Consider the following 18,494-nt stretch of genomic DNA (forward strand, 5'->3'; position numbering starts at 1 on the left):
CTCCTCGCGCTCAGCGCGTCTGCGCCAGCCGCACGAAGCGCGGCTCGACATAGGCTTGATAATCCGGCAGCACCGTTTCCACCTTCTTCTGTTCCTTCAAGAACAAGGCGGTGTCGCGCAGCGCCTTGGCGGTGCCGCCGCCCAGCAAGCGCGGCGACAACTGCTCCTGCGCCAGCGGGAAGCGGCTGCCGGCCAGCAAGCCGGGAATCTGCGCCGGATCGGCCCCGGTCAGCCGCGCGATCTTGGCCACCTGCGGCGAGCCGACGCTCCAGGCCGCCGGCTTGGCGCGGTAATCGGCGAAGGCCTGCAAAGTCACCTTGGCGAAGGCGGCCAGCGCCTGCGGCTGAGCGGCGGCGAAGTCCTTGCGCGCCACCCAGGCTTCGAAGGTGGGCGCGCCCCATTGCCCCACTTGTTCGGAATTAACCAGCACCGAGCCGGTTTTCAGCGTCTGGCTCAGCGCCGGGTCCCAGACATAGGCGGCGTCGATGTCGCCGCGCTGCCAGGCGGCGCTGATCTCGGACGGGCGCAGATTGATGATGGACAGCTTGGCCGGGTCCAGCTTCCAGTGCTTGAGCGCGGCCAGCAGGCTGTAATGGGTGGTGGAGACATAGGGCACCGCCACCTTTTTGCCGATCAGGTCCTGCGGGGTCTTGATGCCGCTGCCCTTGCGCGCCACCAACGCCTCGGAGTTGCCGATCTCGGCGACGATCAGAAAGGTCTGGATCGGCAGTTGGCGGGTGGCGGCGGCGCTGAGCGGGCTGGAGCCCAGATCGGCGATATGCACGTCGCCGGAAGCCAGCGCGGCGAGCACTTCCGCGCCGCTCTCGAACTTGCGCCACTGCAGCGGCCGGCCGATGGCTTTTTCGTACAGGCCGTCGGCCTGGGCCACCTTGGATGGATCGACTCCGGTCTGATAACCGATGACGATGGGCGCCTCGGCGGCGTTTGCCGCCAAGGCAGCGAGAGAGAGGCTGGCGAGGCTGAGCGCCAGCAGGGAACGGCGGGATATGGACATGGCGTGCTCCTGAGAACCGGCTCACGCTCTGCTGCGCGTCGGCGGGGCGGGGTTGAGAACCGCTTTGGAATGCTGAGGTACCGGGGTACACTCCGCTCCCTCAGCGGCTCTCGCCTCGTCTCGCCCTAGCTCGCAAGATCGTAAACAGGCTCAAAGTGGTGATGGACTCAGCACACTATAAAAGCCATGTTTAATATCAAAAAGTAATTAAATTTGCTTTCAATATTCCAAATAAATCAATAGCGTATTGAATCCCGACCCGCCTCACCACTTCACCTGATCGTTCAGCGTCAACCCGCCAGCCGGCGCCTGCAACACGCGGTTGCCTGCTCGCTGCTCCCAGCTCACGCTGCCGTCGGCGTTCTTGCGGTAGTACTTGTACTCGATCCGCTGACCCGCCGGCAGATTGACCCTGGTTCTCCACAAGGGGTAAGCCGCCGCATCCGCCGGCAGGCCCAGGTCCGTGTTCCAATTGCCCAATGCGCGGGCCGCGCCGGTTACATACAGCTGTTGTCCCCAACTGGTATCGGCGGCGGCCTGGATCTCCACCGTCGCCTCACCGGCCTTGGGTTCAACGCGGCAGGCGTAGTAACGCGCGCAGGCGGCTTCCGGCAAATCCACGACGCGGCCGGCGCGGATGGAGGCCAGCAGGCTGATGTACTCGCCCATCGCCCAGCTCAGGGGCGCGATCGAACGCGTGGGCGTACCGGCGCGGTTGCCGGCTGGCGTCTCCACCGCCCAGCCGTCCGGCAGCACCGCGCTGTGCGGCCACACCTGTTCCGGCAGCATGCCCTCCGGCGTGGCCAGCTGTTTCAGCGCGGCCAGATACGGCTGGCCGGCCGCGCCGCCGCCCTGGCGCGCAATCTCGTAGATGCCGCGCTCCGCGGTGAAGATGGGCCACAGCCGGCCCACCCCGCTGCCGGCGAAATCGCCGCCGTCGTTGCGCTCGCCATAGCCGTCGAAGTTGTAGCGGAACCAGGCGTTGACCGGCAAAGCCGGCGCGCCGGGCAGCTCCAGCCGCTGGCCCAGCACCGCGTCGTAAATGCCCAGCGTGGCGAGCACAGCCGGATCATCGGCGCGCTTCACCCCCATGCGCACCAGTTCCAGGAAGCCGCCATCCACCACTCGGCGCGCGTCGCGGCTGCCGCCACCGTTTTTCACTTCCAGCGTTTGCGGCGTATCCGGCCCCAGCGCCGGCGCCTGGCCTGCGCGGCTCATCCCGCCGGCGCGCGCGGACGGGTTGAGGCGCAGATAATAGCGGCCGTCGCCAAAGCCGCCGCTGCGGGTGAAGGTCCAGGCGTCCACGTTCTGCTGCCAGTAGTCGGCCGCGGACAGATAGCGCGCGGCGCTGGCATCATCACCGTTGGCGCGGGCGATATCGGCGGCGGCGGCCAGCCCGGCGATCTGCGCCGCCAGCGTGGACGGCGAGTAGCCGCTGTTCTCCTCCCAGCGCTCCTGATAGGTCCACGGCCCGGCGCTCAGGATGTAGTCGGCGGCCAGCTTGATGCGCGGCCACAGCGGCGAGTACACCGCCGGCCCCTGCCGCCAGGCCAGCAGGATGGGCATGGCCTGCTCGTCCATCTGGGTGCCTTGCCAATACTGCGCGCCGCTGACCCAGGCGTTTTGCGGGAAACGGCCATTGCGGCTGAAGCCGTCCGGGCAGCCGGCGGCGTCGTATTCCGCCGCGCCGCAGTCGCGACGCTGCTGCAAGGTATTGAACAGATAATCCGTCACGCGCGCTGCGGTCGCGCGGTCTCCGGCGGTGAGCAGGGCGTTGGCGAACTTGAACAGGTCGCGCGGCCACACCAGGTGGTAGCCGCCGGCGTTGGCATCGCCCTGGCTGGCGCCCCATGGCGTGCCCAGGCCGGCCACCATCGCGCCGCTGGCCTTGTCCTGCATGGTTTTCAGCGTCATCGCCGCCAGGTAATAGCCGTCGTCGGCGCTGCCGCCCTGATCGGACAGGCCGGCGGCGTAGGCCTGCCAGCCGGCGTCATAGCGCCGCTGCGCCGCGTCCAGATCGCCGCCCAGCGCGGCGGCGGCCGTGTCCAGCGCCTGCCTCTGGCTGGCGCCGAATCCCAGCACCACATCGAAGGACACGCTGGTGGCGCGCGGGTCGCCCGCATCCAGCCAGCCCATCTGCGCCACATTGCCGTTGCCGGCGGAATCGAAAGTCCAGTCCATGCGCTTGTCAGCCGCGCCGCCCAACAGATCGGTCCAGCCGTCGCTCAAACCGACAAAGCCGCTGGACAACATGCGGCGGCCGTTCTGCGTTTTCCAAGGCAGGCTGCTCAGCAGCGCCGAAGCGCGCTGATTGCGGCTGGCCGCCAAGGCCGCATCGCCGCCAACACGCGTCAGGGTGGCGGCGCTGTTGCCCGCGCCGGCATTGTCCAGATAAGGCTTGAACAGTAGGTAGAGGCGAAAATCGCCGACGCGGCGGCCATCCAGCGCGCTGAAGGTGACGCGCTGGATCAGCGCGTCACGCGCCGGATCCGTGAAAATGCGCTTGCTGATGCGCCAGTGATGGGCCGCGTTGCCTGTCTGCGCCTGCCAGCTCATGCTGCGCGGATGCAGCCGCTGCACGCGGTAATCCTGCTGCTTTTCCTCATCAACGAAGCCGCCGCCGGCATCGCCCACCAAGAATTGCAAGTCCACCGCCGCCTGAGTATCCACCGCCGGGTAGAACACCTCGGAGACCACGCCGCGGTAGCCAGTGAAATACACCCGCGACGGCCCCTCCGCCGCCACGCCCACAAAAGACTTCGCCGCCGGGCCGCGCACCGCCGTCAGCCCCGGCGCGCCAAAGGCCTCGCCGGCCTGCGCCGCGCCGCTCAAACCGCCCAACAGCAGGGCCAGGCCCATCCATTGCTTGATCATGTCCGCTCGCTCCTGAATTTGGCAGGGAGCGTAGCAAAGCAACATACAAATGTCATTTCATGCCAGAACAAAACCCAGCGGTTTCAAGCATTGAGCACCCGCAATGAAGCGATAAAACACTCAAATCCCCCCCCGCTCAGCATTTGCCAGCTTTCTCCGCTTTCGGCTCGCCTATAAAACAATGTCATGCAAATAAAATGGCCGCCCCCACCGCGGCCGCACAAGGAGAAAACGCTATGGGCTTGAATGCCATCACCCCGGACGACCACCGTTACGAAACGCTGAAAAAAGGCTTCAATCTTCGCTGGCCGGCTGCCGGCCAGGCCGCGGGCGGCATCATCATCTGCAGCGATGAAGCCGAAGTCGTCGCCGCGCTGCAATACGCGCTGGACCACAAGCTCAAGCCCACTATCCGCAGCGGCGGCCATTGCTACGAGGGCTTCGTCAGCAACAACCCCGGCGGCCTGATCATAGACATCGGCCAGCTCTCCGGCCTACGCCGCGACGTAGCCGCGGACGGCAGGCGTTATGGCTTCCAGCTTTTGGCCGGCAATCAGAACTGGGATGGCTACGTAGGCCTGTACAAACTCACCGGCAAGACCATGCCCGGCGGCTCTTGCTATTCAGTGGGCGCCGGCGGCCACATTAGCGGCGGCGGCTACGGCCTGCTATCGCGGCTGCAGGGCCTGACCGTGGACTGGTTGAGCGCAGTGGACATTCTGCTGGCGGACGGCGGCAAGGCGCGCAAGGTACACGCCCGCGTCGACAATCAATTCGCCGACTTGCTCAAGCTGTGCAAGGGGGCCGGCGGCGGCAATGTGGGCCTGATCACCAGCTATTACTTTGACGATTTGCCGCCGGCGCCGCAGCAGGTGGGCGTGCAGCTCCTGCAATTCAGCTGGGACGATTTCAAGGACTTGGGCCGCTTCAGCGACTTGCTGCAAACCTATGGCCAATATTGGCAGGAGGCGGACAGCGAGCCCGAAGGCTACGGCCTGTTCAGCCTGCTCAAGCTCACCCACATCAGCGCCAAAAACCTGGGCCTGGTGGTGCAATACACCGACAGGGACGGCAAGCTGAATCACACCGCGCCGTTCAACGATTTCTACCGGCGCATCAAGCAAGTGGCCCAGCCGCAACTGCTCAACACCTATCTGCCCGGCGGCGGCCATCTGCCCCACATTCCGCACCGCTCACCGCCAAAAAACACCGGCTCCTTGCCTGAGCACACACAGGCGATGGACTGGCTGTACGCCACCCAAACGTTGAACGGCTCAGGCAGCAATCAGCGCGGCAAGTACAAGTCCGCCTATATGAAGCGGAACTTCAGCCCAGCGGAGTGCAAGGCCATCCACCAGCACCTTAGCTCCGATCCCGACAACCAGGATCTGGCCCAATCGCTGCTACAGGTGGACTCCTACGGCGGCGCGATCAACCACCGCAGCCCCGGCAACAACGGTTTCGACCCGGCCGACAACCAGACCGCGGTGCCTCAGCGCGCCTCGGTAATGAAGCTGCAGTACCAAAGCTACTGGACCGACCCGGCCAACGACGCCATGCACGTGAGCTGGATGCGGGCGTTTTTCGACGCCGTCTACGCCGCCGACGGCTTCAACGGCACGCCGTATCCAAGTTCGGCGGCCTTGCCGGATTCGCCTTACGAGGGCTGCTACATCAACTACCCGGATGTGGACATGTTGAACGGCGCGCGGCCGGGAACCCCTGGCTACAGCTGGGGCGAGTTGTATTACGGCGCGCTGTATCCGGAGCTGGTGGCGATCAAGCGCAAGTACGACCCGGGCAATGTGTTCAACCACGCGATGTCGCTGGGCGCGGAGTAGAGCGCCCAACTCCGGCCGGGGCTCGCAAAGCACCGGCCACACCGCTCCCGGCATTCACCTGTCCTAAAGAACATTGCCCTTATGGTCAGCGCTGCCTATACCCGCGCTATGCCTATGGGATTAAATCGTCAGCCATAGCCGTCCGCGGATTTTCCGGCCAGCAAGGAGCCAATATGAGCTATCTGCAGTTTCCCCGCCTGGCCTTTTCCGGCCAGTTCCAGTCAGATGTCTCCACCGTCAACAACGACCCGCGCCACTACGACAATGCCACCTTCGAACCGCGTTTCCAGGAATACCAACAAGCGGGAGCGGACGGGCGCACCAAAACCTATAACGGCTGGTGGCACCCCACCGGCACCGCCATCATGCGCTTCGCCAACTGCCAAGTGACCAGCTTGCGCGGGCCCAGCGGCATCCTGGTCACCAATCCGGCGCAAGACCCGCTGCTGTCCTGTAGCGTGAGCAACGCCATCGGCAAACCGTCCGGCAAGATGGTGGACCTGGACCCGGACTGGCAGCTGGCCTCCAGCATCTACGGCCTCGCGGTGTCGCTGCTCAAGCCGGACGGCACGCCGCTGATGACCGCCGACTATCAGAGCAACCCCTTCCGCGATCTGTGGTTTTCCCGCGCCCAAAGCCAGGGCGACAGCGCCGCCTCCGCCGTCTTTCAATCCGTGCTCACCAATATCCAGTGGCATCTGGACGGTTTCGACAGCCCGCTGCTGGCGCGCCTGATCGAGTTGAGCGAACAGGACCGGCTCTCCATCCGGCTGTCCACCTACGGCTACAGCACCGACTACAGCGATCCCGGCTTCGGTTACGGCACCGTGCTCGGCGCCATCGGTCCGGCCTATCTGGGCCAGCCGCGCTCCTTCATCCTGGGCCGCCGCTTCATGCCGACCACGCAGCAGGGCAACGACCTTGCCAGCAAGAACGGCATCGGCTGTTTCTCCTCCTGGCTGGATCAGGACACCGCCAGCCTGCAAGTGGACCTGAGCAACGCGTTGCCCCTGGACAGCCGCTTCCAGGTGGCGGCGCTGCCGTCGCTGCAATACGCCGTCCTGCACAATGAATGGACGGCGCAGGACGCGGAGATAGGGCCTGACGACTACACCGTCATCGCCGGCGTGGACACCTCGCAAGCGCTGCAAGACCAGCAGGCCGGCATCCAATCGGTGCCGCTGACCGAGGAACAGTTGCGGCTGGCCAATCAGCCCTTGCCGCTGGCCATCGTGCAGCCGGTGGGCGTGGAGGGACGCGCCGTGGTCTGCGTGCGCGAGGCCTTGCTGGGCAACGAGGTGCGCGCTGAAGACTTCGCCATCCGCCTGGACCCCAACCATCCGGACCGAAACCACCAGCACACCCACGTTTACGCGGCGCGTTACGGTCAGCCGCTGGCCGGCGCGGCGCTGGCTTTCTGGGCCGGCGCGCCCATGCTGGACTACGGCGACACCCCCACCGACAAAACCCAGGGCACCACCCCGCGCGCGCTGTTGCCGGTCAACAACGTGCCCAACGCCGCCATCCGCATCAGCCCGGCGGAGCCGATCACCGACCAGGCCGGCCGGGCCGCCGTCACCCTGCACGGGCCGGAAAGCTTCGGCACCCCGCGCGAATACATGGACGGCCAGCTGTTCACCATCGCCTACAATCTGGCGGGCTCCGATCCGGCGCTGCAACAGCCCTTCGACAACTTCGCGGTGGTGGTTTTCAGCAGCTTCCCGCAGCCGGGCCAGGACATAGACCTGGACAATCCGCGCTGGGAAGACGTGCAGCCCATCCTGCAGCAATACGCCAACCTCTACCCGGTGATGAGCCAGGGCCTGTTCGACTTTTCCAAGCAAGCGGCAGCCGACGCCAGCGCCTTCATCATGCGCTTCGTTTTCGACAAGCCCATCGAGGACCCGGACCAGATGCCGGTGACGCGCGATCTGTCCGCCAGCAAGCGGCGCATGCTGATCAACTACTTCCAGAACGTCATAGACCTCACCGGCAAAACCTTCGACCGCCAGCGGATGTACGGCAAGCGCTGCCCGCTGCGCCAGAGCGCGCCGCCCAGCGAGGCCGATATCGCCGCCACTCGCGGCTCTCTCAGCACAAGCAAGAGCCGCAAAGGCAACGACGCCTGACCGTCCAACCGGCATCCCTTTCCAAGGAAACCAAGCCATGCTGAAGATACGCCAAGAACTGATGGACGAACTGCGTCAGGCCGACCACATCCAACATGTGCGGACCATGCTGGCCGGCGCGGTGCGGCTGGAGCTGTCCACCATCCCCACTTATCTGACCGCGCTGTTCTCCATCAAGCCCGGCCAGAATCAGGAAGCGCGCGCGCTGGTGCAATCGGTGGTGGTGGAAGAAATGCTGCACATGACCCTGGCCGCCAATACCTTGATCGCCATCGGCGGCAACCCACGCATCGTTGAAGACGGCCTGGCGCTCAATTACCCTGGGCCACTGCCGATGTGCGTGGATACCGGCCTCATCGTCACCCTCAAGGCCTTGAGCCGGCAGCAGGCGCAGGAAGTGTTCATGGAGATAGAACGTCCGGACACCCAGGCCATCCTGCCCGGCGAAACCCAGGCCTATGTCGACAACCAGTCCGGCTTCGACTCCATAGGCCGCTTTTACCAGGCCATTCTGGAGCGGCTGCAACACCTGGAAAACCATGGCCACGACTGCTTCGCCCAACCGCGGCTGGACGAACAGGTGGACGTCAGCCAGTGGTTCCCGCACGAGGTGCCGGACTGTCCGGACGGCAAGGTCTACGACATGGCCAGCGCCCGGGCGGTGATAGACACCATCGTGCGCCAGGGCGAAGGCGTGCTGGAGGAGGACTGGATCAACCCCAAAGACGAGGCCGGCGGCGGCTACGCTCACTATTTCAAGTTTGGCGAAATCTACTACGGCAAACGGCTGATCCGGGACTATTCCAGCCCCTCCGGCTGGTCCTACACCGGGGAGCCGGTGCCGCTGGACGAAACCGGGGTGTTCAACCTGCTGCCCAACGCCGCGCTCTCAGACTACCCGGCGGGCAGCGGCGCGGCCGTCAGCGGCGCCCAGTTCTACCAGGCCTACCAAAACCTGCTGGCCGCGCTGGACCGCACCTTCAACGGCGAGCCGCGGCACTTGGACGCCGCCATCGGCATCATGTACGAGCTGAAGCTGGTGGCGCAGAAGGTGATGCAGCACCCGGTCAACAGCAGCGTGCCGGACGTGGTGGCCGCGCCGCCGTTCATGCGCCTGCATCAGTCGAGCTGAGCGCCGGCAGCGTCAGGGCGGCGCATAGCCCTCCCTCCTCGCCGGCCAGCAGCTCCAGACGGCCGCCAAAACGCCCTGCGATCGCGGAGACGATGGACAGGCCCAGGCCGCTGCCGGCGCCGGCATGCCGCCCGCGCCAAAAGCGCTGCGCGGCCTGCTCGCGTTGAGCTGCCGTCAATCCCGGCCCCTGATCGCTCACTTCAAAACGCAAGCCCGCCTCGCTCTGCGCGGCCTCCAAACGCACCGGCGCGTCCGGCGGCGAATACCGCAAAGCGTTGTCCAGCAGATTGCGCAGCGCGGTGGCCGCCAGCGCCTGAGGCAAGGCCAGCGTGGCCTCAGGCAACGGGCCGCAGACAATGCGCCGCGGCGGCGCGGGCTCCGCGTCGCGCATCGCCAGCCGCGCCACCTCGTCTGCGCGGGCCGGCGGGCCTTCTTCCCAATCAAAAGCCCCCTCCAGCCGCGCCAACATCAGCAACTGCCCCAAAGTGTTCTGCAAACGGTCCGCTCCTTCGGCGGCATGAGCAATCGCCTGCGCCGCGTCCGGCCCCTGGGTGATGCGCGCCACTTGCAGATGGGTCTTGATCGCCGTCAGCGGGGTGCGCAGCTCATGGGCGGCGTCGCTGGTCAAACGCCGCTCGCGTTGCAGTACCTCGCCCACGCGCCGCAGCAGCTGATTCAGGCTGTCCGCCAGCGGCAACACGTCCCGCGGCAAACCCTGAGTGGCCACCGGCTCCAGCGCTTCCGGCGCGCGGCGCGCCAAGGCGCGGCGCAGCCGCTCCAGCGGGCTCAAGCCCCGGCTCACGCCCAGCCACAAGGCCACCAGGCTGCCGGCCAAGGCAGCGAGGAAGGGCACGGCGGCGGCCCAGCGGATATCCGTCAACATCGCGTCGCGTTCGGTCAGCCGGTCCGCCGTGGTCACCCGCAAGCCGTTGGCCACCACCGTATAGCTGCGCCAGCGCTCGCCGCGCAGGGTTTGTTCGGCATAGCCCGGCGCCGGATCAGCGCGGGTGTCCGGCGCGCCCGGCGTGCGCGCCAGCACCTCGCCGCGCACGGAAACGATCTGACAGGCAATGCCGGCGCCTATGCCCTCGAAACGCGGCACGGCGCGCGGCGGCGGCGCGGGCAACTGCTCCATCAGCCCGGCCACCATCTGCGCGGACATCGCCAGCCGCCGGTCCAGCGTCAGCCGCATCTGCCGGTCCAGATCATGCAGCGTCCAGGCCGCCACGCCGCCCCACAGCAGGCACAGCGACACCCCTATCCATAACAGCAAGCGCAGACGCAAACTCATTCGCCGGCCCTGCCGTAGCGATAGCCCAGGCCGCGCACCGTCTCCACCACCGCCGGCCCCAGCTTGCGCCGCAAATGGTGGATGTGCACGTTCAAGGCGTTGCTTTCAATTTCCTCGCTGTAATCATAGAGCCGGTCCTTCAGCTGCTCGGCGCTGAGAATCCGCTCCCGCGCCTGCATCAAGGCCGCCAGCAGCGCCAGTTCGCGGCGCGCCAGCGCCACCGGCCGACCGTGTAGCCAGACTTCGCCGCGCACCGGGTCCAGCCGCAGCGGACCGTCCTCGATCACATCCACGCAACGGCCGGCGGCGCGCCGGCGCAAAGCGTGCAGCCTCGCCACCAGTTCGTCCAGATCAAAAGGCTTGAGCAGATAGTCGTCCGCGCCGGCGCGCAGACCGGCCACCCGGTCCTCCACCGCGTCGCGCGCGGTCAACACCAGCACCGGCAGCGCCTCTCCGCGCGCTCGCAAGCGCGCCAGCAAGCGCATGCCGTCCTCGTCCGGCAGCCCCAGGTCCAAAATCATCAAATCGGCGTCCAGCGTCGCCAGCGCCGCCTCGGCCTGAGCCGCGCTGCCCACCGCGTCCACCGTCAGACCGTGAGCGCGCAGCCCGGCGACGATGCCCAGCGCAATCAACTCGTTGTCTTCCACCAATAACACCCGCATCTCCTGCCTCCTTGTCGCCGCCAGCTTGCCGACGACGGATTATCCCATTGTTAACGGCGGCTTAATCCCCGGCATCCAGGCTGTGCGCATTCATCGCCATGGAGACCGCAATGCCGCTCATCTTCCGCAGCCTGTTGCTGCTGCTTTTTCTCTGGATGCCCGCCGCCCAGGCGCAAACCGGTTTTTTGCCGCCGGAACAGGCCTTCCGCCTCAGCGTCAGCGAGTTGGGCGACGGACAAGTCCGCCTGCGCTGGGACATCCGCGACGGCTATTACCTGTATCGCAAGAACATCAAGATCGCGGCCGAACCCGTCGGCAGCGTCCCGCCGCCGGCGATGCCGGCCGGCAAAACCATCCGTGATGAATTCTTCGGCGAATCCGAAGTGTATTACCAGCGGCTGGAACTACTGGTGCAGGCCGGCCAGGCGCGCCGTCTCATGCTGAGCTGGCAAGGCTGCGCCGAAGCCGGACTGTGCTATCCGCCACAGCATCGCGCCGTTGAACTATCAGGAAGCGGCAAGGCCGTTAAAACCAGCGCGGCGGGAGCGACAGGGATGGATGCCGCCGTCCCCATCGCGCCGGCCTTGGGCGAAGACCAGGCGCTGGCGGCGCGGCTGGCTCAATCCGGCACGGGCTGGGTTTTGTTGGCCTTCTTCGGCCTTGGCCTGCTGATGACCTTCACGCCCTGCGTGTTGCCGATGGTGCCCATTCTCAGCAGCTTGATCGTGGGCAGCGGCGCCACGCCGCGGCGCGGCCTGGTGCTCGCCCTGGCCTTTGTGCTGCCGATGGCCTTGACCTACGCGGCGCTGGGCGCGCTGGCCGCCAGCATGGGCGCCAACCTGCAGGCCGCGCTGCAAACGCCGTGGGCGCTGGGCCTGTTCGCCGCGCTCTTCGTCCTGCTGGCGCTGGCCATGTTCGGCGTTTACGAGCTTCAATTGCCGGCCGTACTGCGCGACCGGCTGGCCATGGCCAGCCAGCGCCAGCGCGGCGGCACCCTGGGCGGCTCGGCGGCGATGGGCGTGCTGTCCGCCTTGCTGGTGGGCCCCTGCATGACCGCGCCGCTGGCCGGCGCCTTGCTCTACATCAGCGACAGCGGCGACGTGCTCAAAGGCGGCCTGGCCTTGCTCTCCATGGGCCTGGGCATGGGCGTGCCGCTCTTGCTGGTGGGCGTGCTGGGCGCCAAGCTGCTGCCGCGCCCCGGCCTGTGGATGAACCGGGTCAAAGCGGTGTTCGGCTTCCTGCTGCTGGGCATGGCCATCTGGTTCCTCGGCCGCGTGCTGCCCCCGGCGGCCAGCCTGGCCTTATGGGGCGCGTGGCTGTTCGCCGTCGCCGTCGGCTTGCTGACGCTGACCCGGCCCTGGCGCGCCAGCCCAGGCCAATGGACGCTGCGCGGCACGGCGGCGCTGCTGAGCTTGTGGGCGGCGGCGATGCTGATCGGCGCGGCCGCCGGGCAAAGCGATCCGCTGCGGCCGCTCGCCTTCATTTCCACGGCGGCCGCTCCCGCCGCCGGCATGGAACAGCTCGGCTTCGTCACCGTGCGCGACGTCCGCGCGCTGCAAAACGGCCTGGACGAAGCCGCGCGCCAAGGTCAGTGGGCGCTGGTGGACTACTACGCCGACTGGTGCGTGGCCTGCAAGGAAATCGAACACAAGGTGTTTGGCGACCCCCGCGTGCAACAAGCCTTGGCCGGCATGAAACTGCTGCGTCCCGATGTGACCGAGTCCGGTCCGGACAGCGCCGCGCTGCTCGCCTCGCGCCAGGTGATCGGCCCGCCCACGCTGCTGTTGATCGGCCCAGACGGCCAGGAGCGCCGCGCCCAACGCATCGTCGGCGCGCTCAGCCCAGACGCCTTCCTTGAACGCCTGAACCAGGCGCGACAGGCCCGCTGAGTTCAACACACCGCAAAGGACTATCAATGTTTTTCAGAATGATCCCGCCGCTGCTGCTGGCCTTGAGCCTGCCCGCCCACGCCCTGGCCGCGCCGGCCAAGCCCGCGCCCATCCAGGCGCTGGAGCGCCAAGGCTATCAAATCCTGGGCCGCTTCCCCGCGCCAAGCGGCCTCAGCGGCTACACCGCTCTTTATCTGGGGCAGCCGCAAACCGTCTACCTGACTCAGGACCGCAAGCAGGCCATCGTCGGCCAGCTCAGAGACGCCAACGGCGAGCCTTGGAACGCCCCGCAGCTGGAACGGCAATTCAGCCAAATCCTGTGGCGGCAGCTGGAAAACAGCCACTGGGTCGCCGATGGCGACGCCCGCGCCCCGCGCATCGTCTATGTCTTCACCGACCCCAATTGCCCCTACTGCAACCGCTTCTGGAATGACGCGCGCCCCTGGGTGCAAGCCGGCAAGGTTCAAATCCGCCATATCCTGGTGGGCGTGATCAAGGCGGATAGCCCGGGCAAGGCCGCCGCCATCCTGACCGACGCCGACCCAGCCGCCGCGCTGAACCGCCATGAGCGGCAACACGCCAGCGGCGGCGTCAAACCGCTGGCCAAGGCGCCGGCCGAGACTCGCGCCAAACTGGAAGCCAACCATAAACTGATGGAACGCTTTGGCGTGTTCGCCACCCCGGTGATCTTCTATGCCGACGCCAAGGGCGCCTTGCAAAAAACCCAGGGCGCGCCCAACCCCGAACTGCTGCGCCGCATTCTTGGCCCGCGTTGACGCCGGCTTGACGCCAAACCCACGCGGCTCGCTGAATTTTCTGGAAAGGACCCAGTCTATTCAAACGATTAAAAAAACAGTCCCCGCCACGCGCACGGCCTTATCAAACGCCCGGCGCGAAGAGGGAACCGCCGCCATGCCGCCCCGCGCGGCACAGGACTAAACCATGCTTTCTTTCCACCTTGGCCCGCTGGCCATTCCCATCAGCCTGACCATCGTCGCCGCCGCCTGGCTGACCGCCCACGGCGCCGGCCTGCTCGCCGGCCGAGGCCGCCGCGTCAGCGTGGCCGCACACCTCAACGACATGCTGTTGTGGGGTTTCGTCGCCGCGCGCGTCGGTTTCGTCCTGTATTGGTTTTCGCTGTACTCCCACCGGCCGTTGACGATGCTGGACCTGCGCGACGGCGGCTTTCTGCCCTGGGCCGGCATAGCCGCCGCGCTCGCCCTGGCCGCTTGGCGCGGCTGGCGCCGGCCGGAACTGCGCCGCCCGCTGGCCGCCGCCGTCCTGGCCGGCGCTTTGGTCTGGGCCGGCGGCGAGGCGCTGCAACGAAGCGGCACCGAAGCCGCGCTGTCTCCGCGCGTACTGCGCCAGTTGGACGGCCCGCCCGCCTCGCTGCCGGCCCTGGCCAGCGGTAAACCGGTGGTGCTCAATCTCTGGGCCAGTTGGTGTCCGCCCTGCAGGAGGGAAATGCCGCTGCTGCAAGACGCCCAGCAGCAAAGGCCAGACGTGCGCTTCATCTTCGCCAACCAGGGCGAGGATGAAGTCGCGGTCCGCGATTTCTTCCGCAAACAGCCGCTGCGGCTTCAGCACGTGCTGCTGGACCCCGCTGGCGCTCTGGGCCGGGAGTACGGCTCCGTGGCGCTGCCCACCACGCTGTTTTTCGACGCCGACGGGCGTCTGGCCTCCGTCCATCTGGGCGAACTATCCGCAGCCACCCTGGCCAGCAAACTGCAAACGCTCGCCCGCTCAAACTCCAAGGAATAAACGCGCCATGACCACCCCGCTCGTTCTCCGCCTGGCGCCGCTGGCGCTCTGGCTCAGCCTGCACGCCCTCCCCGCCCACGCCCAGCCCTGGCCGGCGCCCATCCAGGCGTTGGAGGCTCAGGGCTATGAAATCCTCGGCAGCTTCCCCGGCCCGTCCGGGCTCACCGGCTACGCCTCGCTCTACCTGGGCCGGCCGCAGGCCGTCTATCTGACCGCGGACGGCCAGCAGGCCATCGTCGGCAATGTCACCGACGCCAACGGCGAAAAATGGAACTCCGAGCTGCTGGACCGGCAATTCAGCGCCGCGCTGTGGCGGCAATTGGAAACCAGCCACTGGATAGCCGACGGGAAGACCGGCGCCCAACGCGTGATCTACACCTTCACCGATCCCAACTGTCCCTACTGCCGACAGCTCTGGCGCGACGCCCGGCCCTGGGTCCAGGCCGGCAAGGTCCAGATCCGCCACATCCTGGTGGGCCTGCTGGCCGAAGACCGCCCAGCCAAGGCCGCAGCCCTGCTGGCCGCGCCGGACCCGGCCGCCGCGCTGGCGCGCCACGAGGCCGGCGCTTCAATCCAACCGCTGGCCAAACCCCCGGCCGCCGTCAGCGCCAAACTGGCGGCCAACCAACAGTTGATGGAGCGCTTCGGCGTGTTCGCCACCCCGGCCTCCTTCTACCGCGACGCTCAGGGCCAGCTGCAAAAAGTGCAGGGCGCGCCCACGGCGGCCACGCTGCAAAAACTGCTAGGGCCGCGCTGAGCTCGGCTCAGCCGTTCCGGCGGCTGCGCCGCCACTGCCACAAAGGCGGCAGCAAGAGCAGCGCCACCATGCCCAGCACCAGCCACAGCATATTGTCCTGCACCCAGGGGATCGCCCCCAGCCAGTAGCCCATGGACACCAGCCCGCCGCACCAGATCAACGCGCCCAGCACGTTGTAGCAGGCGAAGCGTCGCGGGCACATGCCGGTCAACCCGGCCAGGAACGGCGCCACTGTACGCACGACAGGCACGAAACGGCCGATGGTGATGGTGGGCGCGCCGTAGCGGTCGAAAAAGGTTTGGGTCTTGGCCAGATGCTGCGGCTTGACCCAGCCGCGGCGGATCAGCGTCTGCCCCAGCGCGGAGCGGCCTATGCTGTAATTCAGCAAATCCCCCAGGATGGCCGCCAGCGTGATCAGCCCCATGGGCCACCACGGCGACACGCCCTGCGCGCCCAACAAGGCGCCGGTGGCGAACAAGAGCCCGTCGCCGGGCAGGAAGGGCAGGACCACCAGGCCGGTTTCGCAAAACACGATGGCGGCCACGATCCACACCCCCAGCACCCAGTTCTGCGCCAGCAAGGACATCAGATTCTCATCCCCGAACAACCAGCTCAGAAACCCCATGGTCAACACAATCGCACTCCTCGCATGATGAAAGCCACCGCCGCCAGACCAGCGCCCGCAGGGCCTTGGCTTGACGCTACCTAAAACTTGACCGCGCCGGCGGGCCAATGGTTCAGACGCGAGCATTCGGCCATCACCGACGCCTGTTCCTTTGTTCACCCAGCAGAAAGTCATTTGGCATTATATTCCAGGCAGACAGTCCCTCCACCGCCTGGCTGCGCCCAGGCCACCGCCAAAGGAAGACCATGCTACGTGTCCGCTATTTGTTCATCGCCGCCGTCCTGGCCGTTTCCGGCCTGGCTCAGGCCAAGACCCTGAATTTCTCCGGCTATGCCTGGGAAGTCCGCAACCAAAGCCAAAGCGGCCCCGGCCCCAACGACTGGGATGAAAACAATGCCTGGGTGGACGCCCAAGGCCGGCTCCACCTCAAGATCGCCCAACGCGGCGGCAAGTGGAGCAGCGCCGAAGTCTACCTGCCGCAACGGCTGGGCTTTGGCCGCTACCAGTTCAAGCTGATAGGCCGGCCGGACCTGTTCGACGACAACATCGTGCTGGGCCTGTTCAACTACCCGACGCCGGACGTGGGCCCGGACGCCACCAATGAAATCGACATCGAATTCGCCCGATGGGGCAACCGGCAAAACCCGATGGGCAACTATACCGTCTACCCGGCCGTGCCCGGCCCCAAGCCCACCTCCTACGCCTTTGAACCGCACCTCAACGGCGACTACAGCACCCATCGCTTCAACTGGGACGCCAGCCGGGTGCTCTACCAATCGCTGCACGGCCATCAGGACGGCGACCTGTATGAAATGGCGCGCTGGAACTTCGCCCCGACAGACCCCAAGCGCCTGGTGCCGCAACAGCCGCTGCCGCCACACATCAATCTGTGGCTGTTCCAGGGACGGCCTCCGAAGGACGGCAAGGAAGTGGAAATCGTGATCCAGGAGTTCTCCTTCATCCCAGCCGCCGCAAAATAGCCGTACAGCGAGAGCGGAAATGAAAAACCCGGCCTGCCGGCCGGGTTTCGCACTGAGAGCGGCTAAAATTGTCAGTTTCACGACTGAGGCAAGGCTCGCCGACGCAGAAAACGAGGTTTCTGCGAAGCTACAGTACTTGGAGTGCGACAAGTCGGCGCAACGCAGCATCAGGGGTTTGTTAGCCGCGGAGTACAAGACGCGTCAAAGCTTGATCAAGGCCAGGCGCTTTGGCCAATAACGCTCCAGCAAGGCAAACAGGATGGCCGCGGTTTCCACATCCATCACCCCGCGGTAATCGCTGGCGCGGAAATGCATCTGGAAGGCGCGCACCAGGGCGGTAAAGCCGGCGTCGCCGCCCGCCGCCGCCACCTCGTAGCCGTAATGCTTGAACGCCTCCAGCATCTTCTCCCGGCTGGGCAAACCCTGCTGCTGGAACTGCCGCGCGTACTTGCACTTCGTCTCCGCCTCCGGCCACGCGCCCACCCCGGCCTGGTGCAGCTCCAGCCACGGGAACATCGGCCCCGGATCGCTCTTGCGGCCCACGGCGATGTCGGAATGGCCCAGCACGTTCACCGGGCTGATGTCCGGATAGCGCGCCAGAATGTTCCGCGCCAATTCCGTCACCGCCTCCACCTGCTGCGGGTGAAAAGGTGGAAACACCATGCCGCCCTTGTCCTCCCGCGCCAGATTGACGATTTCCACGCCGATGGACGAATCGTTCAGATTGCTGCGGCCGTCCCAGGAACTGGCGCCGGCGTGCCAGGCGCGGTCGTTCTCGTCCACCAGATTGAACAGATTCATCTGCTTGAAGCCGGCCTGCTGATAGCTGGGATCGCTGGGGTCCGGCGCCAGATAATGCGCGCTCACCTGGCCGGAACCGGTCAGCGCCTTGATGGAACCGGCAAAGTCCAGCGCGGTGTAATGCAGGATCAGGAAACGGACGCGTTTGTTGAAGCCTTTGACCGAGCGATAAGTATTGAACAGGATGGGCGTCATGAAGAATCTCCAGGAGGGGGATGGGAAGGGATGCGGCCGGCCAGACAGCCGGCACATAGAGTCTGAGTCCTCCCGGGCGCAGGGGTTCGGCGGGGGTGACGGGTGTCAGTTCAGCGCGAACGGCCCGCGACCCGCTGCAAAACCGGCGTCAATCGTGTCGCCCGCCTAGCGGCCGCCCGGTCTTAGGGTCCAGACCCTTGGCCGCGGCCAGTTGGCTCATCAAGGCTTCCGACGGTTTTTCCGGCGGCACATTGGCCTTGAACGCTTCCAGCCACTTGAGCTTGCCGTCCCAAGCCGGCAGTGGAGCCGGCGGCAGCGGCACGATCTCGTCCAGTTCCGGCACCTTGGGGTGAGCGTAGGAGTAGTCGCTTAGAACATCGCTAATGATTTTGTAGCGACGGCTACGCTCATCATCCTGCTTCAGACCAAGACCGAACCTCTCTTGATTCGAATCTGCTATTGGACCAAAACCCTTTTGCAACTTGTAAGGAGCAGCCTCATCTCCCCATTTGGTCGCAAGCTGGAAAAATTTGACAGATTCT

15 protein-coding genes are annotated in these 18,494 nt (G+C 66.2%); 8 read left to right on the forward strand and 7 right to left on the reverse strand.

From position 1 onward, the window contains the following. Positions 1 to 10: 10 nt before the first annotated feature. Both tauA and BR71_RS22545 read right to left on the reverse strand, forming a co-directional pair. Positions 11 to 1,015 (reverse strand): taurine ABC transporter substrate-binding protein, encoded by a 1,005-nt coding sequence (tauA, locus tag BR71_RS22540; RefSeq protein ID WP_043642413.1) that lies wholly within the window; start codon positions 1,013 to 1,015, stop codon positions 11 to 13. Positions 1,016 to 1,279: 264 nt separating this feature from the next. Then, entirely contained in the window at positions 1,280 to 3,889 is a 2,610-nt protein-coding gene (locus BR71_RS22545) for a glycoside hydrolase family 15 protein (protein ID WP_043642472.1), read from the reverse strand. Between the two features lie 236 nt (positions 3,890 to 4,125). Between BR71_RS22545 and BR71_RS22550 the strand changes: the two genes are divergently transcribed. The 3 genes from BR71_RS22550 to BR71_RS22560 all read left to right on the forward strand — a co-directional run bounded on the left by BR71_RS22550 (position 4,126) and on the right by BR71_RS22560 (position 8,991). Continuing rightward, positions 4,126 to 5,730 carry an FAD-binding oxidoreductase gene (locus tag BR71_RS22550; RefSeq protein WP_043642415.1) on the forward strand — a complete coding sequence of 535 codons (1,605 nt, stop codon included), beginning with the start codon at positions 4,126 to 4,128 and terminating at the stop codon, positions 5,728 to 5,730. A gap of 173 nt (positions 5,731 to 5,903) precedes the next feature. Next, complete coding sequence (locus BR71_RS22555) at positions 5,904 to 7,859, forward strand: hypothetical protein (RefSeq protein WP_043642417.1); 1,956 nt, start codon at positions 5,904 to 5,906, stop codon at positions 7,857 to 7,859. A gap of 37 nt (positions 7,860 to 7,896) precedes the next feature. After that, positions 7,897 to 8,991 (forward strand): ferritin-like domain-containing protein, encoded by a 1,095-nt coding sequence (locus BR71_RS22560; RefSeq protein WP_052371030.1) that lies wholly within the window; start codon positions 7,897 to 7,899, stop codon positions 8,989 to 8,991. Here the strand turns inward: BR71_RS22560 and BR71_RS22565 are convergent. Together BR71_RS22565 and BR71_RS22570 are read right to left on the reverse strand one after the other, a co-directional pair. Beyond that, complete coding sequence (locus BR71_RS22565) at positions 8,966 to 10,282, reverse strand: ATP-binding protein (protein WP_043642419.1); 1,317 nt, start codon at positions 10,280 to 10,282, stop codon at positions 8,966 to 8,968. The two genes, BR71_RS22560 and BR71_RS22565, sit on opposite strands and share 26 nt — an antisense overlap. Continuing rightward, positions 10,279 to 10,944 carry a response regulator gene (locus BR71_RS22570; RefSeq protein ID WP_043642421.1) on the reverse strand — a complete coding sequence of 222 codons (666 nt, stop codon included), beginning with the start codon at positions 10,942 to 10,944 and terminating at the stop codon, positions 10,279 to 10,281. Before BR71_RS22570 ends, BR71_RS22565 begins: the two co-directional genes overlap by 4 nt. A gap of 110 nt (positions 10,945 to 11,054) precedes the next feature. Between BR71_RS22570 and dsbD the strand changes: the two genes are divergently transcribed. The 4 genes from dsbD to dsbG (BR71_RS22590) all read left to right on the forward strand — a co-directional run bounded on the left by dsbD (position 11,055) and on the right by dsbG (BR71_RS22590) (position 15,351). Next, positions 11,055 to 12,833 carry a protein-disulfide reductase DsbD gene (dsbD, locus tag BR71_RS22575; RefSeq protein WP_043642423.1) on the forward strand — a complete coding sequence of 593 codons (1,779 nt, stop codon included), beginning with the start codon at positions 11,055 to 11,057 and terminating at the stop codon, positions 12,831 to 12,833. Between the two features lie 26 nt (positions 12,834 to 12,859). Then, positions 12,860 to 13,609, forward strand: a complete 750-nt coding sequence (gene dsbG / locus BR71_RS22580) for a thiol:disulfide interchange protein DsbG (RefSeq protein WP_043642425.1) — start codon at positions 12,860 to 12,862, stop codon at positions 13,607 to 13,609. A 166-nt stretch (positions 13,610 to 13,775) separates the two neighbouring features. After that, positions 13,776 to 14,594 (forward strand): TlpA disulfide reductase family protein, encoded by an 819-nt coding sequence (locus BR71_RS22585; protein WP_043642428.1) that lies wholly within the window; start codon positions 13,776 to 13,778, stop codon positions 14,592 to 14,594. 7 nt (positions 14,595 to 14,601) lie between these two features. Continuing rightward, positions 14,602 to 15,351, forward strand: coding sequence for a thiol:disulfide interchange protein DsbG (gene dsbG / locus BR71_RS22590; RefSeq protein WP_043642430.1), 750 nt, complete (start codon positions 14,602 to 14,604; stop codon positions 15,349 to 15,351). A gap of 7 nt (positions 15,352 to 15,358) precedes the next feature. Here dsbG (BR71_RS22590) and BR71_RS22595 read toward each other — a convergent pair whose 3' ends face one another. Continuing rightward, a complete protein-coding gene (locus BR71_RS22595) occupies positions 15,359 to 15,976 on the reverse strand; it encodes a VTT domain-containing protein (protein ID WP_043642432.1) in 618 nt (205 codons plus the stop codon). Positions 15,977 to 16,221: 245 nt separating this feature from the next. On the opposite strand from BR71_RS22595, the gene BR71_RS22600 reads away from it, so the two are divergent. Continuing rightward, positions 16,222 to 16,956 (forward strand): glycoside hydrolase family 16 protein, encoded by a 735-nt coding sequence (locus BR71_RS22600; RefSeq protein ID WP_043642434.1) that lies wholly within the window; start codon positions 16,222 to 16,224, stop codon positions 16,954 to 16,956. A gap of 201 nt (positions 16,957 to 17,157) precedes the next feature. Here the strand turns inward: BR71_RS22600 and BR71_RS22605 are convergent, their stop codons facing one another. Both BR71_RS22605 and BR71_RS24430 read right to left on the reverse strand, forming a co-directional pair. Further along, positions 17,158 to 17,952: an N-acetylmuramoyl-L-alanine amidase gene (locus tag BR71_RS22605; RefSeq protein ID WP_043642436.1), complete on the reverse strand. Its 795-nt coding sequence runs from the start codon at positions 17,950 to 17,952 to the stop codon at positions 17,158 to 17,160. 148 nt (positions 17,953 to 18,100) lie between these two features. Continuing rightward, on the reverse strand, positions 18,101 to 18,494 hold a 394-nt coding region (locus tag BR71_RS24430), incomplete at its 5' end, for a DUF6396 domain-containing protein (RefSeq protein WP_043642477.1).

It is taken from the genome of Chromobacterium haemolyticum DSM 19808 (assembly GCF_000711885.1).
In the GTDB taxonomy this organism is placed as follows: domain Bacteria; phylum Pseudomonadota; class Gammaproteobacteria; order Burkholderiales; family Chromobacteriaceae; genus Chromobacterium; species Chromobacterium haemolyticum.